The 21,017-nt window shown below is 29.8% G+C and carries 28 protein-coding genes; 12 read left to right on the plus strand and 16 right to left on the minus strand.

Annotated elements, in window-relative coordinates:
- The 4 genes from AJ888_RS09505 to AJ888_RS06560 form a co-directional block, all read right to left on the minus strand.
- Window positions 1–93: hypothetical protein (locus AJ888_RS09505; RefSeq protein WP_250538648.1), on the minus strand; the 93-nt coding region annotated here is incomplete at its 3' end.
- Between the two features lie 213 nt (window positions 94–306).
- On the minus strand, window positions 307–879 hold the full coding sequence (locus AJ888_RS06550; protein ID WP_002861073.1) for a cytolethal distending toxin subunit A: 573 nt from the start codon (window positions 877–879) through the stop codon (window positions 307–309).
- Between the two features lie 14 nt (window positions 880–893).
- On the minus strand, window positions 894–1,700 hold the full coding sequence (locus AJ888_RS06555; RefSeq protein ID WP_002861074.1) for a cytolethal distending toxin subunit B family protein: 807 nt from the start codon (window positions 1,698–1,700) through the stop codon (window positions 894–896).
- Between the two features lie 17 nt (window positions 1,701–1,717).
- Window positions 1,718–2,518 carry a cytolethal distending toxin subunit A/C gene (locus tag AJ888_RS06560; RefSeq protein ID WP_070296208.1) on the minus strand — a complete coding sequence of 267 codons (801 nt, stop codon included), beginning with the start codon at window positions 2,516–2,518 and terminating at the stop codon, window positions 1,718–1,720.
- A gap of 454 nt (window positions 2,519–2,972) precedes the next feature.
- On the opposite strand from AJ888_RS06560, the gene surE reads away from it, so the two are divergent.
- From surE to blaOXA, 3 genes are read left to right on the plus strand one after another with little or no spacing between them, the layout of a single operon-like run.
- On the plus strand, window positions 2,973–3,749 hold the full coding sequence (gene surE / locus AJ888_RS06565; protein ID WP_002861076.1) for a 5'/3'-nucleotidase SurE: 777 nt from the start codon (window positions 2,973–2,975) through the stop codon (window positions 3,747–3,749).
- Window positions 3,739–4,404, plus strand: a complete 666-nt coding sequence (locus tag AJ888_RS06570; RefSeq protein WP_079860917.1) for a ThiF family adenylyltransferase — start codon at window positions 3,739–3,741, stop codon at window positions 4,402–4,404. The genes surE and AJ888_RS06570 overlap by 11 nt, the downstream gene beginning before the upstream one ends.
- Window positions 4,401–5,150: an OXA-184 family class D beta-lactamase gene (gene blaOXA / locus AJ888_RS06575; RefSeq protein WP_002861078.1), complete on the plus strand. Its 750-nt coding sequence runs from the start codon at window positions 4,401–4,403 to the stop codon at window positions 5,148–5,150. Before AJ888_RS06570 ends, blaOXA begins: the two co-directional genes overlap by 4 nt.
- Here blaOXA and traT read toward each other — a convergent pair.
- The gene (traT, locus tag AJ888_RS06580) at window positions 5,147–5,923 is read right to left on the minus strand and encodes a complement resistance protein TraT (protein WP_002861079.1); all 777 of its coding nucleotides are present in this window, start codon (window positions 5,921–5,923) and stop codon (window positions 5,147–5,149) included. The genes blaOXA and traT overlap by 4 nt on opposite strands.
- A 132-nt stretch (window positions 5,924–6,055) precedes the next feature.
- On the minus strand, window positions 6,056–6,445 hold the full coding sequence (locus tag AJ888_RS06585) for a hypothetical protein (RefSeq protein WP_180753238.1): 390 nt from the start codon (window positions 6,443–6,445) through the stop codon (window positions 6,056–6,058).
- 127 nt (window positions 6,446–6,572) lie between these two features.
- Between AJ888_RS06585 and AJ888_RS06590 the strand changes: the two genes are divergently transcribed.
- Window positions 6,573–6,800 (plus strand): helix-turn-helix domain-containing protein, encoded by a 228-nt coding sequence (locus AJ888_RS06590; protein WP_002870726.1) that lies wholly within the window; start codon window positions 6,573–6,575, stop codon window positions 6,798–6,800.
- Here AJ888_RS06590 and AJ888_RS06595 read toward each other — a convergent pair.
- Genes AJ888_RS06595 through AJ888_RS06625 form a run of 7 tightly spaced genes read right to left on the minus strand, consistent with a single transcriptional unit; the run spans window position 6,797 to window position 11,970 of the window.
- Entirely contained in the window at window positions 6,797–7,675 is an 879-nt protein-coding gene (locus AJ888_RS06595; RefSeq protein WP_002861082.1) for a sulfate/molybdate ABC transporter ATP-binding protein, read from the minus strand. The two genes, AJ888_RS06590 and AJ888_RS06595, sit on opposite strands and share 4 nt — an antisense overlap.
- Window positions 7,672–8,346: a molybdate ABC transporter permease subunit gene (gene modB / locus AJ888_RS06600; protein WP_002861083.1), complete on the minus strand. Its 675-nt coding sequence runs from the start codon at window positions 8,344–8,346 to the stop codon at window positions 7,672–7,674. The genes AJ888_RS06595 and modB overlap by 4 nt, the downstream gene beginning before the upstream one ends.
- On the minus strand, window positions 8,339–8,740 hold the full coding sequence (locus tag AJ888_RS06605) for a molybdopterin-binding protein (protein ID WP_002861084.1): 402 nt from the start codon (window positions 8,738–8,740) through the stop codon (window positions 8,339–8,341). The genes modB and AJ888_RS06605 overlap by 8 nt, the downstream gene beginning before the upstream one ends.
- Window positions 8,737–9,486, minus strand: coding sequence for a molybdate ABC transporter substrate-binding protein (modA, locus tag AJ888_RS06610; protein WP_002861085.1), 750 nt, complete (start codon window positions 9,484–9,486; stop codon window positions 8,737–8,739). The genes AJ888_RS06605 and modA overlap by 4 nt, the downstream gene beginning before the upstream one ends.
- A gap of 50 nt (window positions 9,487–9,536) precedes the next feature.
- Window positions 9,537–10,223 carry a malonyl-ACP O-methyltransferase BioC gene (gene bioC, locus AJ888_RS06615; protein WP_044793919.1) on the minus strand — a complete coding sequence of 229 codons (687 nt, stop codon included), beginning with the start codon at window positions 10,221–10,223 and terminating at the stop codon, window positions 9,537–9,539.
- Window positions 10,220–10,831, minus strand: coding sequence for a pimeloyl-ACP methyl esterase BioG family protein (locus tag AJ888_RS06620; RefSeq protein ID WP_002898995.1), 612 nt, complete (start codon window positions 10,829–10,831; stop codon window positions 10,220–10,222). Before AJ888_RS06620 ends, bioC begins: the two co-directional genes overlap by 4 nt.
- Window positions 10,828–11,970, minus strand: coding sequence for an aminotransferase class I/II-fold pyridoxal phosphate-dependent enzyme (locus AJ888_RS06625; RefSeq protein WP_002906398.1), 1,143 nt, complete (start codon window positions 11,968–11,970; stop codon window positions 10,828–10,830). The genes AJ888_RS06620 and AJ888_RS06625 overlap by 4 nt, the downstream gene beginning before the upstream one ends.
- Window positions 11,971–12,037: 67 nt before the next feature.
- Here AJ888_RS06625 and AJ888_RS06630 point away from each other — a divergent pair, with 67 nt between their 5' ends.
- Window positions 12,038–13,321: an adenosylmethionine--8-amino-7-oxononanoate transaminase gene (locus AJ888_RS06630; protein ID WP_044793921.1), complete on the plus strand. Its 1,284-nt coding sequence runs from the start codon at window positions 12,038–12,040 to the stop codon at window positions 13,319–13,321.
- On the opposite strand, the gene AJ888_RS06635 is transcribed toward AJ888_RS06630, so the two are convergent.
- From AJ888_RS06635 to AJ888_RS06645, 3 genes are read right to left on the minus strand one after another with little or no spacing between them, the layout of a single operon-like run.
- Window positions 13,308–13,913 carry a dethiobiotin synthase gene (locus AJ888_RS06635; RefSeq protein WP_044793922.1) on the minus strand — a complete coding sequence of 202 codons (606 nt, stop codon included), beginning with the start codon at window positions 13,911–13,913 and terminating at the stop codon, window positions 13,308–13,310. The two genes, AJ888_RS06630 and AJ888_RS06635, sit on opposite strands and share 14 nt — an antisense overlap.
- Before the next feature lie 9 nt (window positions 13,914–13,922).
- On the minus strand, window positions 13,923–14,237 hold the full coding sequence (locus AJ888_RS06640; RefSeq protein ID WP_002857436.1) for a DMT family transporter: 315 nt from the start codon (window positions 14,235–14,237) through the stop codon (window positions 13,923–13,925).
- 2 nt (window positions 14,238–14,239) lie between these two features.
- Entirely contained in the window at window positions 14,240–14,578 is a 339-nt protein-coding gene (locus AJ888_RS06645; RefSeq protein ID WP_002880510.1) for a DMT family transporter, read from the minus strand.
- A gap of 133 nt (window positions 14,579–14,711) precedes the next feature.
- Between AJ888_RS06645 and AJ888_RS06650 the strand changes: the two genes are divergently transcribed.
- The 7 genes from AJ888_RS06650 to hisC are packed head-to-tail and all read left to right on the plus strand — an operon-like array spanning window position 14,712 to window position 21,016.
- The gene (locus AJ888_RS06650; protein WP_002791314.1) at window positions 14,712–15,248 is read left to right on the plus strand and encodes a 50S ribosomal protein L25/general stress protein Ctc; all 537 of its coding nucleotides are present in this window, start codon (window positions 14,712–14,714) and stop codon (window positions 15,246–15,248) included.
- The gene (gene pth, locus AJ888_RS06655) at window positions 15,245–15,790 is read left to right on the plus strand and encodes an aminoacyl-tRNA hydrolase (protein ID WP_002854409.1); all 546 of its coding nucleotides are present in this window, start codon (window positions 15,245–15,247) and stop codon (window positions 15,788–15,790) included. The genes AJ888_RS06650 and pth overlap by 4 nt, the downstream gene beginning before the upstream one ends.
- Window position 15,791: 1 nt before the next feature.
- Entirely contained in the window at window positions 15,792–16,850 is a 1,059-nt protein-coding gene (locus tag AJ888_RS06660; RefSeq protein ID WP_002870737.1) for an LptF/LptG family permease, read from the plus strand.
- Window positions 16,851–16,893: 43 nt separating this feature from the next.
- A complete protein-coding gene (gene lysA / locus AJ888_RS06665) occupies window positions 16,894–18,102 on the plus strand; it encodes a diaminopimelate decarboxylase (protein WP_070296210.1) in 1,209 nt (402 codons plus the stop codon).
- A gap of 1 nt (window position 18,103) precedes the next feature.
- The gene (locus AJ888_RS06670; RefSeq protein WP_044793926.1) at window positions 18,104–18,865 is read left to right on the plus strand and encodes an HAD-IIA family hydrolase; all 762 of its coding nucleotides are present in this window, start codon (window positions 18,104–18,106) and stop codon (window positions 18,863–18,865) included.
- Window positions 18,859–19,932 carry a prephenate dehydratase gene (gene pheA, locus AJ888_RS06675; protein ID WP_044779539.1) on the plus strand — a complete coding sequence of 358 codons (1,074 nt, stop codon included), beginning with the start codon at window positions 18,859–18,861 and terminating at the stop codon, window positions 19,930–19,932. The genes AJ888_RS06670 and pheA overlap by 7 nt, the downstream gene beginning before the upstream one ends.
- Complete coding sequence (hisC, locus tag AJ888_RS06680; protein WP_002922251.1) at window positions 19,922–21,016, plus strand: histidinol-phosphate transaminase; 1,095 nt, start codon at window positions 19,922–19,924, stop codon at window positions 21,014–21,016. The genes pheA and hisC overlap by 11 nt, the downstream gene beginning before the upstream one ends.
- Window position 21,017: the final 1 nt, after the last annotated feature.

Here is a 21,017-nt window from a genome sequence, read left to right on the forward strand (position 1 = left end):
AAATTCGCCAAAATCTTTTTTATAAGCTTTTAAAACTTCTTTTAAATGCAAATTTGCTGAAGGCTCTAAAGCACAAACTAAAAAGGTTTTCAAAAAATTTCCTTATCAATATTTTAAACATTTTATCTTATTTTGGCTTAATTAAAAGAAGTTATGCAAGAATATACGCTAAAAGTGTATATGAAGGTTTATTTTCTCCAGTAGTATTTTCTGAAAATTTTCTTAATATTTATAAACATATATTGCATCGATTTATTAAATATTTTAATTACTCACAAGCTTTTATTTTAGCTTGCTTGCAAGTAATTAATAAATAGGGGTTGCTTCTATAATAGCTGGGGTAAAAAACATTAATTCATTTAAATCTAAAAATAAAGCTGAATCTAAAGTACATGGTTGTATACCAAAACGTTTTTCTATTGGAACATTTGGGTTGTAAAATATTTTTATACATTCTCTTCCACCTTCAACTAAAGATCTTATTTGAACTGCTGAGCTAGTTGTTGGCATAATAGAAAATATAGTTTCTAACTTTCCATCTTTTAAATCTTGTTTGCATGATTTCCCTCCAAAAAAACCACTTTCTAGTATCGCCAAACAAATATCATCATCGTTTGGATTTACAAATTGCACATAACCAAAGCGTAACAATTCTCCTAATTCATCTTTTTGTTTTAATTCATCGCTAAGTATAATTTCTCTTAAGATCCAATTTTGGTCTTTTAAATCTTCTGAAGTCTCTCTAAAAGGGCTTAAACTAATTCCTGTCTGTAAGGATCTAATAGTAAACATTGGTGTAAAATCAGATAAATCGCCAGGTTCTTCGATAGATTTAGATAAGCTTAATAAAACCAATATTAAAATAACAATTTTTTTCATAACAACACCTTATATTAAAAAAATTTTCTAAAATTCACAGGAAAATGATCTGAAGCTAAAAATGTTCTAAGTCCAGCAGCAGCTAGTATAGCTAGTATAGCTGGGGGAGTATATCTTCTGGTTGTATCAGAATTTCCTGTAACAGCGTAATCAAGAACACCACCACTTGCTTGAGTATAAGATGCAGGAGAAACAAAATGTACTCGGTTTCTTAATCCTTGATCTAATAAAGACATTAATGAATTTGGATCTCTATTAAAATCTCCCAAGATCATCCAATTAATCAGAGGCATATTTCTAAAATGCATATCAACAGCAGTAACTATAGCTCCTGCATCATTTCCACCTCTTGCTAAAGCATGTGTGTTAAAAAATACATCATTGCAAATACGGATTCCTATGATAGGTCTTGAAGCAACGGTTGGAGGAGGTAAAACAATTACTTCATCCGCTTGTCTTCTACTTACTATTGCCATATTAACTCTATTTGCTCCTACATCAACTCTTGAATAATATATAAATACTGAATTAGGACGTGATGAAGTTCCCAAATTCCATTCGTATTCATGAATAGGAATACCCACACCAACAGGTTGGACTTGTCTTTGAGTCATCGTTGCGGTAGACGGTAAAACTCCTGCTTCTTGGACGGCTAAAACATCCATAGGGTTGCTTCCTGTAACAAGTTGTCTAATGCTAATATTCCATTTACTTTCTGTTGATGCTGAAGAACCTTGCAAATTCCATGTTCCAACATTATAATCTTCTAAAGAAGCAAAACTCAAATTGATACTTAAAATAATCAATAATATTTTTTTCATATTCAACTCCAATTGAATTATCTATAAGGATTTTGAGCGGTATAGGTAGGAGGTGCTATATACCACTGTCTATCTAAATTTTTTTCTCCTGATTTTACACATTCAGTGAGAAATATTTTATAATAGCTTAAATTAAATTCTTTCATAACATCATGTATCGGCGTTTGAATACATTGCTTGGTCGCTAAATTTTGAATTTGATATGCACCGTTGTCCATAGGAAGAAGGGTCCAAAATTGAGCGTAATTACTTTGATCGCAAGGGTAATGGACGATCCCTTCGCCATAAGCATTTAGACATGTGAGTGTTTTGACATTTTTAATCATAACTTTATTTTGAGGAAATTCTATAAGCTGCCATACATTTGCATCGCCAAAAGGTCTGCTTGAATATAATGTATAACCCCATATCCAATTTCCTGGTCTTAAAGCCCATACAGTTAAAGCTGCTCCTGATGGACCCATTATGGTTATGTAGTCACTAAAATATCCTCTGTTTTCATATACAGGAACATTGTTAAATTCTCCGTTTGATTGCGTTCTAGGCGAAGGTCCTTTAATAAAATCATTACCTTTAAAAGTATTTGTTTTTATTACAGGTGGTTCTAAAGGAACATCTTTTGGTATCGAATCTGAACTATCAACTAAAGCAGGAGTTTCTTGTTTGGCTGGTATTGTAGGTGTTTTTCCTATTTTAAGTGGATCGCTATCATGTAAATCACCATAAGATCGTCCCAGAGGATTAAGCTCTTTAGAAGAGCATCCGATAAAAAATATCAATAATAAGCTTAATACTATCATAGAATGAAATTTTTGCATTTTTTCTCCTTGAGTGAATTAAGATATCGATAAGTATAATAATATAATTTTAAAAATGTATAAAAAATTATAATTTAAGATTAAATAATTGTCTTCTACAAAAGAATAAAATTTTAATTTTTTATATTAATATCAAAATGAAAGTTAATTTTAATAATAAAAAAACTTTTTTTATTATTAAAATTTAAACTATGGAATTTTAAGTTTTTAAGAATAAAAATATAAATGAGTATGGAATTCAAAATATTTGAACATTAGAAGAGTTACGATTAAAATCGTGATTTTAAAGTGTAGATTGGACTAAATAATAAAAATTAAGTTAATTTTAAGTTAATTGTGAATTGCTTTATTGAGTTGAAAATAAACGAATTAATTATAAAGAACATTTCTATATAGCTTTATTTGTATTTATTCTTAAAGCTTTTTATGTTAAAATATCCAATAAGGAAAAGCAATGAAAGAAATTCTTATCACTAATGACGATGGCTATGAAAGCGAAGGACTTAAAAAACTCATTAAGATGTTAAAAAAAGAATTTAAAGCCAAGATTACCATAGTAGCTCCTGCTAATGAAAAATCAGCTTGTTCACACTCCATAACCCTAACCAAACCTTTGCGTTTTGTTAAAGTAGGAAAAAGATTTTACAAACTTGATGATGGCACTCCAGCAGATTGTGTTTATCTTGCACTTCACGCACTTTATAAAACACGCTTGCCCGATCTTGTAATCAGTGGGATTAACAAAGGAGCAAATGTAGGCGAAGATATTACCTACTCAGGAACTTGTGCAGGAGCTATGGAAGCAGTTTTGCAAGGAATTCCCGCTATCGCTCTTTCTCAATTTTATAAAAAAAGTGAAAAAGAACTAGACTATAAAAATGCTTTAAAAATTACCAAAAAAATCATTCAAAACATTTTTGATAAAGGTTTTCCTTTGGAAAAAAAAGAATTTTTAAATATCAATTTTCCTGCAAAATCAAAAATCAAAGGCATTAAAATTTGTAAAGCGGGCAAAAGGGTTTATAATTTTGAAGCCCACTCAAACGTCAATCCACGAGGAGTGGAGTACTATTGGCTTGCAGCGGCGAATTTAGATTTTGAAGATGAGAAAAATAGCGATATTGCCCTACTTAAAAAAGGCTACGCTACAATAACCCCTATAATGCTAGATCTTACAGCTTATAAAAGAATGAAAAAAGTTAAAAAATGGTTAAAGGCAAATGATGAATGATAGATTTACACGTATAAAATGGCTAGTTGGAGAAGAAAAATTTCAAAAAATTTCACAAACAAAAGTTTTGGTTTGCGGACTTGGTGGAGTGGGTGGAATTTGCGTTGATGCGCTTTATCGTAGTGGTTTTAAAAACCTTACTTTAATCGATGCGGATAAATTTGAAATCACCAATCAAAATCGTCAAATTCATAGCGAAAATATAGGTGAAGAAAAAGCTAAAGTATTTGAAAGAATTTATAAGGCTAAAGGTATAATCAGCAAAATCGATGAAAATTTTTTAAAAAATTTTGATTTAAGTGAGTTTGATCTTATCATAGATGCCATTGATGATATCCCTGCAAAAGTAGCTTTAGCTCATCTTATAGATTTTAAAAAACAAATTTTTATCTCTTCAACAGGTGGAGCTAGAAAGCTTGATCCAACACGCATTAAAACTACAAGTATTTTTAAAACTCATGGTGATGCTTTAGCAAAAAAATTTCGTTATGAACTTAGAAAATCAGGCTTTAAGGGAAATTTTGATGTGGTATTTTCTGATGAAGAAGCACATTGTAAAGATTTAGGTTCTTTTATGGGTGTGACAGCTTCTTTTGGTTTGGCTTTAGCAAGTTTAGCAATGAGAAAAGTCTTATCAAAATATAAAGAGCAATGAGAAATTTTATTGTATTTATATTGTTTTTGAATATAGCCATTGGAGAGGATAAAATACTTGGTAATTTTTTTAAAGATTGTAATACAAGTGGGACTTTTATAGTCTTTGATGGAAAAAATTATGCAAGTAATGATTTTAAAAGAGCTAAACAAGCCTTTTCTCCTGCTTCAACTTTTAAAATTTTTAATGCTTTAATTGCACTTGATAATGGTGTAGTTAGAGATACAAAGGAAATTTTTTATCATTATAAGGGCGAAAAAGTATTTTTGCCCTCTTGGAAACAAGATGCTAGTTTAAGCTCAGCTATAAAACGCTCTCAAGTGCCTGCTTTTAAAGAATTGGCAAGAAAAATAGGACTTAAAACCATGCAAGAAAGCTTAAATAAACTTTCTTATGGAAATGCAAAAATTTCAAAAATCGATACCTTTTGGCTCGATAATTCTTTACAAATTTCTGCAAAAAATCAAGCTGATTTACTTTTTAAACTTTCGCAAAATTCTTTACCTTTTTCTAAAAAAATTCAAGAAGAAGTTAAAGAAATTATTCTTTTTAAGGAAGATAAAATCCAAAAAATTTATGCTAAAACAGGTTTTAATGATAATATCAATTTAGCTTGGATTGTTGGATTTGTAAAGACTGAAAACAAAATTTTATCTTTTGCTTTAAATGTTGATATAAAGGACATTAAAAATATTAAAATAAGAGAAGAATTGCTAGAAAAATATCTAGCAATCATAACAAATTAAAATAATCCTGCAATCTGATTTGCAATTTTATCTTCTAAAATAGGCGTAGCTTCAGGAAGTTTAAGTCCTGTTTTCACAGCTTCTGCAAAAATAATAGTATTTTTTTCTATATATTTGCCTTCATAAGTTTGTTGTGTATTATTGATTTGATTTGAATTTAAATGTCCTACTTTATCACTGCGAACATTTCCACCAAAGCTATTTAAAAAGCCTGAGCTTTGGGAATCTCTTACGCTAGCTTGTCCGCTAACATTACCACTAGAAGTTAAAACTTTACCATCAGCTTTTTGCTTGATATTAATATCTACTTGCATTTGCCAAATTGTATCTTCGGTAAGTTTTCCTAAAAGTCCTCCTACTAAAGCACCTGCAGCACCTGCAGCAACCATACCTCCTGCACCGCCGCCATTATAGCCACTAACTGCCACACCCGTAGCACCTCCTGCAACAGCACCGCCTACAGCATTATTTTCTTGTTTTTTATCACAATATAAAATATTAGTACTTAAAATATAATTTGCTTTATCAGGATCATCTATAACTTTATATCCTTTAGCTTCCAAAGCACTTCTTAATTTAGGTTCTAAATTTACATCATGTCCGCTTGTATTTTTGATATTTAAAAATACAATTCTTTTTTCCTTAGCCACAGGATCAAGAAAAATACTTTGACTCATTGTTGCATTAGTTTGTAAAGTAGTTGTTAAACAACCTGTGAGTAAACTAGCTGCCAAAACACTACTTAATGTGATTTTAAAAATTGATTTTTTCATGATTTCTCCTTAAAGTATAGAATTTTGTTTATTTTTGCGTTCTTGTTCTTCTTTTTTGATATAGTCTTTATAAAGTTTTTCAAATTGATTAGTTTTATAAGTTAAATACATCTCAAAACTTAAATGAGGTGATTAAAGTTCTATTTTACAATCTCCATCCTGTAATTTTACATAACGATTACCTACATAAGGTACTTCTTTTTTGATAATTTTATATTTTGAAAGCGAAGATAAAATATCATTAAAACGATCTTTATGAAATTTTAATTGCACTAGTGTTAATCTATTTTCTTTATCAAAAATAAAAAGAACTTTATCTTTTAAACCCTCAAGCTCAAAATCACTTGAACTTACTTCAATAATCTTACCCCCTGTGTAAATACTAGTACCAGCATTTGAAAAGTTCGGATATTTTTTTACAACTTCATCGAAATTAGCTTTACCAAGTTCTAAGCCAAAAGGCATGGGATTTGCAAATATAACAGTAGTGTAAAAAATGCAAAATAAAAATATTTTTTTCACAATTAACTCCTTTTTAAAAAATGAAAAATCAATTATAAAGACTTAAAGCTTAACAAACACTTATAAGTGTTTGTTATTTTACACTTGCTTTTTTATCATTCTAAAAATAACAATTTAGGTATTCAAATTGGAACAAGAATTAGATATTTTTTTTAATAAAATTGTAGAAAAAGTTAAAAAAGAAAGAAAAAAGCGAAAAATATCTCAGCTAATGCTTGCTAGCATTTTAGGACATAAATCACCAAATTATATTGCAAAAATAGAAACTAGAAAACATGGAGCAAATTATAATCTTGCTCATCTTTATCAAATTTCTAAAGAATTTGGTATAGACATCAAAGACTTAATGCCTTAAATTTTTCCAACAATAATAGGATTAAAAGCTTTTACTGAAAGTATGAGAGTATCGCCTATTTTTATATCTTGATAAGCTTTTAAAAATTCCTCTTCACTAAGAGTGATTTTAATAATATCTTGATTTAAAAGCAAGGTTAAAACCACTAAAATATCACTTTTTTTAATTTCTAGCAAAGTTGCACTCAAACGCAATTTTGCACTAATACTTGAATGAGTAAAAAATTCATTTTTAGGAAAATCCTTAATGATTTTTCCATTTTTAAGTTCTAAAATTCTATGACTTAACTTATAAATTTCAGCCAAATCATGACTTACCAATAAAGTGCTTATCTTAAAATACTCTAAAATTTTAGCCAATTCATCTTGTAAATTGGCGCGCATTTTAAAATCCAAAGCGCTCAAAGGCTCATCTAAAAGCAAAATTTTTGGCTCCCTTACCAAAGTTCTTGCTAAGGCTACTCTTTGTGCTTGTCCTCCGCTTAAATGTTTAGGATAAATTTTAGCCAAATTTTCAAGTCCCATTAAGGCTAAAAGCTCATCAACCTTTGCCTTAGAACTAGCGGCATAGGCGATATTTTCTTTTACATTCATATTTGGAAAAAGCGCATAATCTTGAAAAACAAAACCAATTTTTCTTTTTTGCAAAGCTAAACTAAAATTTTTTGAAGAATCAAACCAAAGTTCATTATCTACTTCTATACGCCCAAATTTAGGCTCTATAAGTCCTGCTATGATTTTTAAAAGAGTGGTTTTTCCTGTTCCACTTTCGCCAAAAAGTGCAGTAATTTTTCCTGATTCTATATCTTTTTTAAAATTTAAATCCAGCCTTCCTTTGGCGGTATTCATAGGATGATTGATATCAATTTTTATCATTGAAAACTCATTTTTTTATTGACAAAATAAAGACTAAAAAGCACTAAAAAAGAAAAAATAAACAATATAAAAGCATATTGATGTGCCAAGCTATAGTTTAAGATTTCAAGTTCATCATAAATAGCTATACTAGCTACTAAAGTTTCACCTTGTTTATGTCCTCCTATCATCATCACGACTCCAAATTCACCCACAGTATGGGCAAAACTCATCGCACAAGCACTAAAAATTCCTGCTTTAGAATTAGGCAAAATCACTCTAAAAAGAGTGTAAATTTTACTTTTACCTAAACTATAAGAAGCATCGAGTAAATTTGGATTGATCGATGAAAAGGCACTTTGCAAAGGATTTACCATAAAAGGCAAAGAAAAAATCAAAGAAGCAAAAACAAGACCTTCAAAAGTAAAAACCAAAGAAAGATTAAAATATTCTTTTAAAACTTGCCCTAAAAAACTATTAGCCGAAAAAGTTACAAGCAAATAAAATCCCAAAACACTAGGAGGTAAAATCAAAGGCAAAGAAATAAAGCTTTGAAGGATTGTTTTAAAAGGAAAACGCACAAAACTTAACAAATAAGCTAAAAATACACCAATAAAAAAAAGAATAAAAGTCGTGATAAAAGCAAGTTTAAAAGTAAGATAAAGGGTTTGTAAAAAATCTGGATCAAGCACTATGACTCCTTAATACAATATCATTTGCTTTTACAAAACAAAGCCATTCTTGATTTTCACAAAGTTCAAGTTCTAAGGCTTTTTCTTTGGTGATGATGCTAGAAAGCTCATTACCTTTAAAATCAAAAAATACCTGATACAAAAGTTCGCCTTTTTTAATTTTTGTAATTTTAGCTAAAAAAGAATTTTCAACACTTAAAAGAGTTTTACTTGTACTAAAGCAAAGCTCATGCTCTTTAAAAAGAAGTTCTACACTCGCACCAATTTTTAAATTTTCTAAGGATTTTAATTCAAGCATTAAAACACTAAAAATCACTTCTTTGGAAAGTATTTTAACAATAACTATATCCTCTTGATTTAAAAGCTCACAAATTTGTCCTTTTATAAGGTTCATGGTGTGCTAAATCCGTATTTTTTGAAAATTTCTTTTGCTTTTGAAGAGCCAATAAATTCGCTAAATTCAAAGGCTAATTTTTTATCCTTAGCGTATTTTGTGATAACATAACTTTGCTCTAAAGGGCTAAAATACTTTGTATCAATTATAATAGCCTTACCCTTAGGATGATTGATAGGAGAAACTAAAGAATAAGCCACTATAGCTATATCTGCATTTTTACTATCCACATGTAAAACAGGCACTGAGATATTTTCGCCTAAAACGATTTTATCCTTAAAAAGCTCATTTAAATCCAAATTTTCAAGCACTTCTTTAGCCGCTACTCCATAAGGAGCTACTTTAGGATTGGCTATGCTTAGATGCGTGATTTTACCTGCCTTTTCTTTTAAATTTTCAATGCCTCCTTGGAGTAAATTTTCATCCAAACTATACAAAGCTAAAACTCCCAAAACATAAATTTTTGGCTTTATTAAAGCATTTTTATCATCATAAATAGCCTTAGCATATTTAGTATCCGCTGAAAAAAAGAGATCAAATTCTCTTCCTTGTTTTAAAAGCTCATAATATTTTCCAGAAGCACCAAAAACCAATTCTATTTTATCTTCTGGATGTGTTTTCAAAAACTCATCTTTAACTTCACTCATCGCCTTTGAAGCTGAAGAAGCTACAAAAATACTTAAATTTTGCGCATTTAAACACGAAACAAAAAGCAAAATCCCAAAAAATACTACAAACTTTTTCATTTAGTTTTCCTTGTGTAAAAATTTAATTTTTGGATTATAACACAAAAAATTCATTTTATATCATTTTTGCATAAAATAAATACAGGATGATAAGTAAGTTTGTTTTGAAATTTTTCTTCAAATTCTTTTAAAAAACTTTTATTTAAAGGATAAAATCCTAAAGAATTTACACCGCTTAATTTTAAATGCCTAAAAACATCTAAAGCATTATCAAAGCTTAATTTTATGAGTTCTTGAGTGATTTTTACTTCATCAAAATAGACTTTAAAAATTTGCTCTAATTCATTTAAACTAAAATAATTTAAACCAAAACCCGTGCTTTGTTTGATTTCTTTTAAATTTTGTTCTGCAAAAGTAGAAAGAAGTAAAATCCCATTTTGATTTAGCATATCCCTAAGACTTGGTAAAATGCGTTTTAAATCAAGCCATTGCAAAGTTGCATTTGAAACAATAAGATCAAATTTCTCTTTACTTAAATCTTGTTTTGCAATTTCGTTCATATCAAAAATTAAAATATTAGAATTTTCTTTAAAATCTAAAATATCATTTTTAACATACTCATCAAAAGTAATGAAATTTTGAAGTTTTTTGCTCAATTCACCCCTACCACAACCAAATTCAAACACTTTTTCAAAATGTGAAATTTTTAAATCTTTTAAAATTTCACAAAGTTTTAAACCCATGAAATCTTGCACTTTTGCATGTTTTTCATAATCTTTTGCTTTTAAAAAATTCAAATTTCATCCCAAGTTTTAAAATCAAAAAAAGCAAAATGTGGTTCATCTAAAAAAATCAAATTTTTAAAACTATTTTTCAAGGCATTTGGTGGAAAAATTTCATCTTCTTTACTTGAATAAACCTTATCCCAAAGTAAATTTTCTTCTTGTTTTGTTAAAGCAAAGTCAAAAAGTTTTTCAAGCTCTATTTTCAAAGCTTTTTCATCTTTAAAAATAAAATCTTTGGCTAAGCTTTTGCGTTCTTTAAATAAAGCCTCTTTAAAGTGTTCTAATTTAAAATTTTGCAGGGTTTTTTTAAAAATTGTAGGATGAATTCCTTTTGATTTATCTATGCCTAAATTTGTGCCATTTATGGCTATTTTTTGTTTAAAATTAAGCTCTTTTAAAAGTCTATTTGCCACACAAACTCCCATAGAAAAAGCGATTAAAAAAAGTTCATCAAAAGCTTTGAAATTAAAATTTAAATCAAAATTTTCATAATCATAAAATAAAATCACATTTTTATCGCTTTTTAAATGCGAAAAATGACTAGGATGTGAAGCAAACCCTCCAAATGCCACTATAAGTTTTTTTGAATCAGGATTTTTGCATAAAAATTCATATTTCATAAAAGCTCTATTATCCTTTCAAGTTCTTCTATATTAAGTCCCGCGTGTAAAGAAAAACGAATTCTTGCTGTATTTTTTGGCACGGTAGGTTCTTTGATCGCGGGAGCAAAAAATCCAGCTTTTTGAAGTTTTTGTGAAATTTCTAAGGCTTTTTTATTTTCACCTAAAAGCAAGCAAATAATATAAGCATCGCCCAAAATAGTGTGATTTTTTTCTTGCAATTTACTTTTAAAAAAAGTGCTTAAAAGCTCTAATTTTTCTCTTTCTTTCTTAAAATAAGGCATTTTTTTAAAAATAAATTGCGTCCAAGCTACATTAATAGGTGGCAAAGCTGTAGAATAAATAAAAGCTCTAGCTTTGTTGATGAAAAATTTTTTATATTTTTCCTCGCATATCATACAAGCACCCATGGAAGCAAGGGCTTTTCCAAAGGTAAAAACCAAAAAATCCACTTCATTTTCTAAGGCTAGTTTTTTAACAAGCCCCAAACCCTCTTCATCAAAACAACCCACGCTGTGTGCTTCATCTATATAAAGCTTGATTTTATCATAACGCTTTTTAAGCTCACACAAAGTTTTAAAATCGCTAAAATCTCCATCCATACTAAACAAAGCTTCGCTTAAAACGATGATATTTTCATAATTTTCATAATGTTTTTGGATTAAACTCTCTAAATGATTCATGTCTTTATGATGAAAACGAAAAAAATCAACCCCGCCAAGTCTTAAGCCATCAATCATACTTGCATGAATAAATTTATCGGCTAAAAAAAGCGTCTTAGAAACGCTAGAAAGTGCTGCTATACAAGAGATATTTAAATGATAGCCACTATTAAAATGCAAAATTTCCTTATCTTTAAATTTAGCCTTTAAAAAACTTTCTAATTCTTCATAAATTTCAAAATTTCCACTCAAACTTCTTGAACTCGAACTTGAAAAAAACAAATCTTGCTCTTTTAGGGTGTTTAAAAACTCAGCTTTTAACTCTTTAGAAGACGCCAAATAAAGATAATCATTTCCTGCTAAATTTAAAAGTTTGCGATCTTGCTTATAAACAAATTTATTTTCATGTTTTAAAGGTGTTAGAGTTCTTAGATTGTGATTTTGCTCTAGATCTTGCAAAATTTTTTCAAGCTTCATTTTTTTCCTGTAAATTTAAAAATTTAAAGTATTATTTTGCCAAAATATTTTTAAAAAAGAAGTTATAATGCAAAATCAAATCTTAAAAAATCTCGATTTAAAACACATTTGGCACCCTTGCACACAAATGAAAGATCACGAAACCCTGCCTTTAATCCCTATAAAAAAAGCAAAAGGCGTGTGGCTTTATGATTTTGATGATAAGGCTTATATGGATTGTGTGAGTTCTTGGTGGGTAAATCTTTTTGGTCATTGTAATGAAAAAATCGCAAATGCCATCAAAAAACAAGTTGATGAGCTTGAGCATGTGATTTTAGCAGGTTTTACACATGAGCCTATCATCAAATTTTCGGCTAGACTTTGTGAAAAAGTGGGGCATGATTTTAATAAATGTTTTTATGCGGATAATGGATCAAGTGCCATTGAAGTAGCGCTTAAAATGAGTTTTCATTATCATTTAAATAAAGGTTTGAAAAAAAATAAATTTTTATCTTTAAGCAATTCCTATCATGGCGAAACCTTAGGGGCTTTAAGTGTGGGCGATGTTGCGCTTTATAAAGATACTTACAAAGCCTTGCTTTTAGAGTGTTTAAGCACTCCTGTGCCACAAGGTAAAGACTATACTAAAGAGCTTGAAATTTTAAAAGATATTTTAGAAAAACACTCGAGTGAAATTTGCGCTTTTATACTTGAACCCTTGGTGCAATGTGCGGGAAATATGCACATGTATGAAGCTGGTTTTATTGATGAAGCGATCAAACTTTGCCATGATTTTAATGTGCAAGTGATTTTTGATGAAATTGCAGTGGGTTTTGGACGCACAGGAACTTTGTTTGCCTTACATCAATGCAAACAAAGCCCCGATTTTATCTGCCTTTCAAAAGGGATAACGGGTGGATTTATGCCACTTTCTGTGGTACTTACAAAGGATGAAATTTATAATACCTTTTATGCACCTTATAGCGAACAAAAAGCCTTTTTACACTCTCATAGCTACACAGGAAACACTCTAGCTTGTGCAGCAGCTAATGCGGTTTTAGATATCTTTGAAAATGAAAATATTTTAGAAAAAAATCAAATTTTAAGCGCCTTTATCCAGCAAGAATTTTCAAAACTTAAAAAATTTGATTTTTTAGGAAATTTTAGAACTTGCGGAATGATTAGTGCTTTTGACATTTTAAGCCATAAACACGAACGCGTGGGACTTTTTGTATTTCAAAAAGCCTTAGAAAAAGGCTTGCTTTTAAGACCTTTAGCAAACACTATATATTTTATGCCTCCTTACATCATCACAAAAGAACAAATCGTTTATGTGGTGGAAAGTTTAGAGCAGATTTTTAAGGAATTTTAAGTTGTAAAATTTCTTGCATTTGTTCCTTAAAATCTTTATTTAAAATACTATTTTCATCAAAAAAATCAAGATTGATTATAGGAATTTTTGCATAATTTTTTATAAAATCATCTTGCAAGGTATCTTTTTTGCCCATCATTATAAGGGCTAAAAGATTGATATTTCTTTGCTTTAAAGCTTCAATGCTAAGCAAGATATGATTAATACTTCCAAGATAGTATTTTGCTACTAAAATCGTAGGGTGTTTAAAAATATTCATAAAATCAATCATAGTGTAATTTTCATCCATAGGAGAAAAAAGCCCACCCGCAAGCTCAATAAGTAGGTTCTTACTTTTTGGTAAAATGATATCTAAGGCTTTATAATCAAGCTTTTCTTTGATTTTTCCAAGATGAGGAGAAGCAGGAGTTTGTAAAAAAACACCCTCTTTAAAAATCTTTGTTTTTGGGCTAAATTTTGCAATAAACTCGCTATCTGTTGGAGTTCCTGCTTGAATGAGTTTAAAATAATCATAGTTAAAATTCGCACAAAAAGCTGCACTAAAATGTGTTTTTCCTACATCAGTATGTATTCCACTTACATAAATTTGCACAAAAAATCCTTAAGAAAGAAATTTTAAACCCACTGTACAAGCAATAATCACAGTGATTAAAAAAAGTTTTAAAAAACTTTTACTTTCTTTATAAAAAAGCACTCCTATCATTACCCCACCAGCGGTTCCAGCTCCTGTCCATATAGCATAAGCAACACTCATAGCGATATTTTGCATACTTAAACTTAAAAAAGTAAAAGAAAATCCAAAACACACTATCAAAGCCAAAAGGTAAAGCTTGTTTTTAGTGCTTACAAGTTCTTTCATGATCACCACACCAAAAATTTCACAAGCAGTAGCTAAAAACAAATAAAACCATTCCATAACTAAGCTTCCTTGCTTACCCGTTTAAGGGCTATAATGCTTAAAAGTAAAATCGCTATAAGCACAAGTTTAATTACAGAAACAGCCTCGTTAAAAATAAACATTTCATTTAAAACCACTCCTATAGTGCCAATGCCTACAAAAACACTATAAGTAATGCTTACTTCAAGTCTTTCACAAGCTTTTAAAAAACAAGTAAAAGAAATACAAACTCCAATGGCTGTTAAAATATAATGCCAAATTTCTGTAGAATATTTAAGTCCGCTTACCCAAAAGCATTCTATAATCCCACCTAAGATTATTAAAAACCAAGCTATATTGATATTGAATTTTTCATTCACATGAAGCCTTAAATTAACATAATATTTGTAAAACAAATTATATCTTAAAGAAATTAAAAGAAGCTATAAATTTACTTTTCCATAAGCCAAAATTAGATATAATCAAAGCTCATTTTTTAAGAAAGGACAAAAGATGTTAGAAGGTATCGTTAGAGAGAGTATCGGTAGAAAAGCTGCTAAAGCTTTAAAAAGAGATGGTTATCTAATCGCAAACATCTATGGAAAAGGATTAGAAAATATCAATGCCGCTTTTAAAGTAAATGAGTTTATTAAAGAAGTTCGTAAAAAAACTACTTTAATTTTTGATGTAAAAGTAGGTTCTCAAACTTTAAGTGTTGTAGTTGTGGATTATCAAAAAGATCCTGTAACTGCAGAACTTAAACATGTGGATTTAAAAGTTGCACAAAAAGGTGTGATTTCTAAATACATGGTTCCAGTTAAAATCACAGGAACAGCTATAGGTCTTAAAAATAAAGGTGTTTTAATCCAATCAAAAAGAAGATTAAAAGTAAAATGTGCAGCTGAAAATTTACCAAATTTTTTCGAACTTGATGTAAGTAAACTTGATGTGGGTGATGCTTTACTTGTTCGTGATATTGTAGTTCCTGCGGGAGTAACTATGATTGATGCTGATAGAGTAGCGGTTGTAGGTGTAGAAAAAGCTAGATGATTTTAGTCGTAGGGCTTGGCAATATAGGCGTAGAGTATGAAAATACCCGTCATAATGTCGGTTTTATGCTAATTGACTTGCTTTTAAAAGAAAGCAATTTTACAAATCTTACAAACTCTAAATTTAAAGGAGAACTTTTTAAAATAGGTTCTTCTTTACTTCTTCTTAAACCTAGCACTTATATGAATAATTCAGGACTTAGTGTAAAAGCAGTGAATGATTTTTATAAATGCGAAAGAATGATAGTTATCCATGATGATATAGATATAAATTTAGGAGCCTTGCGCTTTAAAAAAGGCGGTTCAAGTGGTGGACATAATGGGCTTAAAAGCATAGATACTTTATGTGGAAATGATTATGAAAGAGTGCGTATAGGAGTGGGAAAGGGTGAAAATGTGATTTCCCATGTTTTAGGTAAATTTAAACCCGAAGAAGAAATAACCTTAAGCAAAGTTTTAGAGCATACAAAAAAAGCTTTGCTTGAGCTTATTGAAAATGATGATTTGTCTGCTATATCATCCAAATACAGCCTAAAGGCTTAAGATGTGGATATTTTTTCGTTTTATTTCAGGGATTTATCTAAAAAATTTTTTTATCATATTTTTTTCTTTACTTGGTTTTTATTGCGGTATTGATTTGCTCTTAAATTTTAAAGATCTACCAAAAGCCGCAAATCTTGATTTGCTTTATGTTATGTTTTTATCTTTCTCGGCAGTGCCTTATGTATTACCCATTTCTTTGATTTTTGCCTTGGTAGTTTCTTTGATTTCTATGATCAGAGCAAATGAATTTGTAAGTCTTTATGCGTTAGGACTGAGCAGAAATTATGTTATTTTATTTCCTTTTTTATGGGCTTTATTTTTTTGTTGTGTTTATATAGGATTGAATTTTACTTCTTTTGCTTATGCAAATGATTATAAGAGAAATATTTTAAAAAATGGCACTATTATGAATCAAAGTGGAGAAGTGTTTTTGAAATTTAACAATAATTTTGTTTATATTTCAAAGATAAACAATGGACAAAATAGTGCTCAAAATATAAAAATTTTTAATATCAATGATTTAAATTTAAGCTCTTTTGTAAGTGCTAAAAATGCCCATTTTGAAGGTGAAAGCTGGATTTTGCGAGATGGTAATATTACATTATTACCTAAAAACTATGAACTTGCTAATGATGGCTTAAAAATACAAGATTTCTCCGAGCTTAAATCACTTGAGGGTTTTAAACCAAAGATTATAGAAGGGGTTGCTAGTAATAGTGATTATTCAATATCTGATGCACTTGAAAGTTTTGAGCTTTTTAAAGCACAAAATGTCAATACAGATGCTCTTAAAATCAATCTTTATAAATTTGTTTTTACTCCTTTTTTTGCACCATTTTTAATGCTTATTATGTATTATTTTTTTCCTGTAATAGCAAGATTTTTTAATCTTGCTTTTGTAACTTTTATAGCTTTTGTAGCGACTTTGATGATTTGGGGAGTCTTGTTTTTGCTTACTAGATTAAGCGAAAATAGTGTGATTGCAAGTGAAATTGGCATTGTAGCGCCTATTATAATTTTGGGTTGTTTAAGTGCTTATATGTATTATAAGCATCGATAAATTAAGCTTTGTGTAGTAAAATTATAAAAATTAAAGGTTAAATATGGATTATAAACAATTAAAGCAAGAATTTAATACTCCTTTTTATATTTACAATTTTGATTTCATAAAAGAGCGTTTTTTAAATCTCAAAGAGGCTTTTAAGGCTAGAAAATCTCAAATTTTTTATGCTGTAAAAGCCAATTCAAATTTAAGTTTGTTGCAAATGCTTGCAAATTTAGATAGTGGATTTGATTGTGTGAGTATAGGCGAGGTAAAGCGTGCCTTAAAAGCAGGGGCAAAAGCTTATAAGATTATTTTTAGTGGAGTAGGAAAAACCAAAGAAGAGTTAAGACAAGCTTTAGAATATGATATTTTATATATTAACCTTGAAAGCGAAGCTGAAATGATGCTTTTAGAAAGTGTGGCTAAAGAACTTAATCTAAAGGCAAGAATTAGTATTCGTGTTAATCCAAATGTTGATGCAAAAACACATCCTTATATTTCTACAGGATTAAATGAAAATAAATTTGGTGTTGAAATTGATACAGCAAGAAAAATGTATCTTTATGCAAAAAATTCATCTTTTTTAGAGCCTGTTGGAGTGCATTTTCATATAGGTTCGCAACTTTTAGATATTTCTCCCATTCATGAAGCAGCAGGCATCGTTGCAAAACTTGTAAGAGAGTTAAAAGCCTTGCAAATCGATCTTAAATTTTTTGATATAGGCGGTGGTTTGGGTGTGGCTTATGAAAAAGATGAGTGTGAAGTTGATCTTTATAGTTATGCACAAGGTGTATTAGCACAACTTCATGGGCTTGATTTAACTATAGGAATGGAGCCTGGAAGGTATTTAGTTGCTAAAAGTGGAGAATTTGTTTGTTCAGTGCTTTATGAAAAACAAAATAAAATCAAGCGTTTTGTTGTAGTAGATGGAGCGATGAATGATCTTATACGCCCAAGTTTATACGAGGCTTATCATGAAATAATCTTACCTTATAATCAAGCCCAAGAGAGTTTATGTGATGTTGTGGGCGGAATTTGTGAGAGTGGAGACTTTTTTGCTAAAGCAAGGTCTTTACCCAGCACTCAAAGTGGTGATATAATGGTTATTAAAAATACTGGAGCTTATGGTTTTAGCATGAGTAGTAATTACAATACTCGTAATAAAGTTTGCGAATTAGCCCTCGAAGAAGGACAGGTAAGATTGATCCGTCAAAGAGAAAATTTTGAAGATCAAATCGCTTTAGAAGAGAAATTTTTAAAGGCTTAAAATGTTTTTTTTAGATGTTCAAGGGACTTTAATTTCTGATCATGATAAGAGTTTAATCCATGGTGCTAAAGAATTGATCGATTTTTTAAATGCAAAAAATCTTCCTTATGTTATTATTACTAACAATACAAAAAAACTTGATTTTTTAGAAAAATTACAGCAAAAAGGATTGGCTATAAAAGAAAATGCTTATATTGATCCTTTTAGCGTTTTAAAACACCTTTTAAAACCTTGTAAAGTTGCGGCTTTTGGTGCAGATGAGTTTGTAAAAAGTCTTGAAAATCTTGGTTTTGAATTTGATTTTGTAAATCCTAGTGCTGTGCTTGTAGCTAGTTATGATGATTTTAAATTTAAAGATTTTGCCACTATGATAGAATTTGCTAGAAGAGAAGTTAGGTTTATAGCTATGCACGAAACTAGCATTTATAAAAAAGATGGCAGGCCTTATCCTGGTGTAGGTAGCATTATGGCTATGCTTAAAAATGCTATTGATTTTAAATACGAGGTTGTGGGTAAGCCTAGCATTGCTTTTTATAAAGAAGCTTTAAATTTGATAAGAAGACAAAATTCAAAAATCGATTTTGAAGATATTAAAATCATTAGTGATGATTTTAGAGGAGATTTGCTTAAGGCAAAAGAACTCGGCATGAAAACCTTACTAGTTTTAAGCGGCAAAATAAGCGACACAAAAGGGCTTGATACGGATTTGCTTGATGGAGTTTATCCTAGTGTTTTTGAGTTTTTAAAGGAGCTAAAATGCTAAATTTAGAAGAATTTAGAAATAAAATCGATGCGGTTGATGATAAAATTTTAGAACTTTTAAACGAAAGAATGACTTATGTTAAAAGCATAGGCGAGCTTAAACAAAGTAGCGGGGGAAGTATTTATCGTCCTGAGCGCGAAAGAGCCATTATCAATCGTTTAAAAAATGCAAATTTAGGACTTTTAGATCAAAATGCCATAGAGGCAATTTATCAAGAAATTTTTGCAGTTTCAAGAAATTTAGAAATGCCTCAAACTATAGCTTATTTAGGGCCTGAAGGAACTTATACTCATCAAGCAGCAAGAAGTCGTTTTGGAGCGATGAGTCGTTATATAGCCTTGGCTAATATCGAAGATGTTTTTAAAGAGTTAAGCAACAAAGAAGCAAAATACGGTGTTGTGCCTATAGAAAATAATACCGAAGGTGCAGTAGGTATTACTTTAGATTGTCTAGGTAGGTATAATGAGCTTAAAATTTTTGGTGAAATTTATATGGATATTCATCATTCTTTTGTGGGAATTAATGAAAATTTAAAAGAAATCAAACGTATTTATTCGCATCCACAAGGTTATAATCAATGTCGTAAATTTTTAGAAAGTCATGAACTTAGTGCTATAGAATTTGTTCCTTCAAAATCTACAGCTAATGCGGCTTATCTAGCTTCGCAAGATAAATATGCAGCAGCAATTTGCTCTAAAATAGCGGCTAAGCTTTATAATGTGCCTGTGCTTTTTGATAAAATAGAAGATAATGCAGCCAATAAAACAAGATTTTTAATTTTAAGCGATATTAAAAATCCTAAAATACCAAATTGTAAAACTTCTATTTTAGCACACACAGCACATAAACCTGGGGGGCTTAGCTTTTTATTAGAGCAGTTTAAAAAAGAAAATATCAATCTTACCAAGCTTGAATCTCGTCCTGTAAAATCAAAAGAATTTTTACACAGTTTTTATATAGATTTTGAAGGGCATATTGATGATGAAAATGTAAAAAAAGCTTTAAAAGATATACAAGAGATTGTTTGGCTTGGATCTTATTTATCAGGAGAGAAAGATGAAATTTAATGAATTTTTAAATCATTTAAGCAATTATGAACCCGGCAAAGATATAGAAGTTATTGCTAAAGAATATGGCGTTAAAGAAGTGATAAAATTAGCAAGTAATGAAAATCCTTTTGGCACGCCACCAAAAGCTATAGAATGTTTAAGACAAAATGCAAACAAAGCCCATCTTTACCCTGATGATAGTATGATAGAACTTAAAAGCACATTGGCTCAAAAATACAAAGTTCAAAATGAAAATATTATTATCGGTGCAGGCAGTGATCAAGTGATTGAATTTGCTATACATGCTAAGTTAAATTCTAAAAATGCTTTTTTGCAAGCTGGAGTTACCTTTGCTATGTATGAAATTTACGCCAAACAATGCGGTGCAAAGTGCTATAAAACTCAAAGCATTACTCATAATTTAGATGAGTTTAAAAAGCTTTATGAAACGCACAAAGATGAAATTAAACTCATTTTCTTATGCTTGCCAAACAATCCTTTAGGCGAGTGTTTGGATGCAAGTGAAGTGACCAAATTTATTAAAGGTGTGGAGGAGGATTGTTTAGTTGTGATTGATGCAGCTTATAATGAATTTGCAAGTTTTAAAGATAGCAAAAAACATTTAGAACCTTGTGAATTGATTAAAGAATTTGACAATGTACTTTATTTGGGAACTTTTTCTAAGCTTTATGGATTAGGAGGCTTACGCATTGGTTATGGCATAGCTGATGCTAGTATTATTAGTGCATTTTACAAGCTTCGTGCGCCTTTTAATGTGAGCAATCTTGCTTTAAAAGCAGCAGTTGCAGCAATGGATGATGATGAATTTACTGAAAAAACTTTAGAGAATAATTTTTCTCAAATGGAGCTTTATAAAGAATTTGCTAAAAAACATAATATCAAAATCATTGATAGTTATACAAATTTCATCACTTATTTTTTTGATGAAAAAAATAGTACAGATTTGTCTGAAAAATTGCTTAAAAAGGGTATAATAATAAGAAATTTAAAAAGCTATGGTTTAAATGCTATACGCATTACTATAGGAACATCTTATGAAAATGAAAGATTTTTTACAGAATTTGATAAGATTTTAAGATAGA

The sequence above is a fragment of the Campylobacter sp. BCW_6467 genome (assembly GCF_001762855.1).
Lineage (GTDB): Bacteria > Campylobacterota > Campylobacteria > Campylobacterales > Campylobacteraceae > Campylobacter_D > Campylobacter_D jejuni.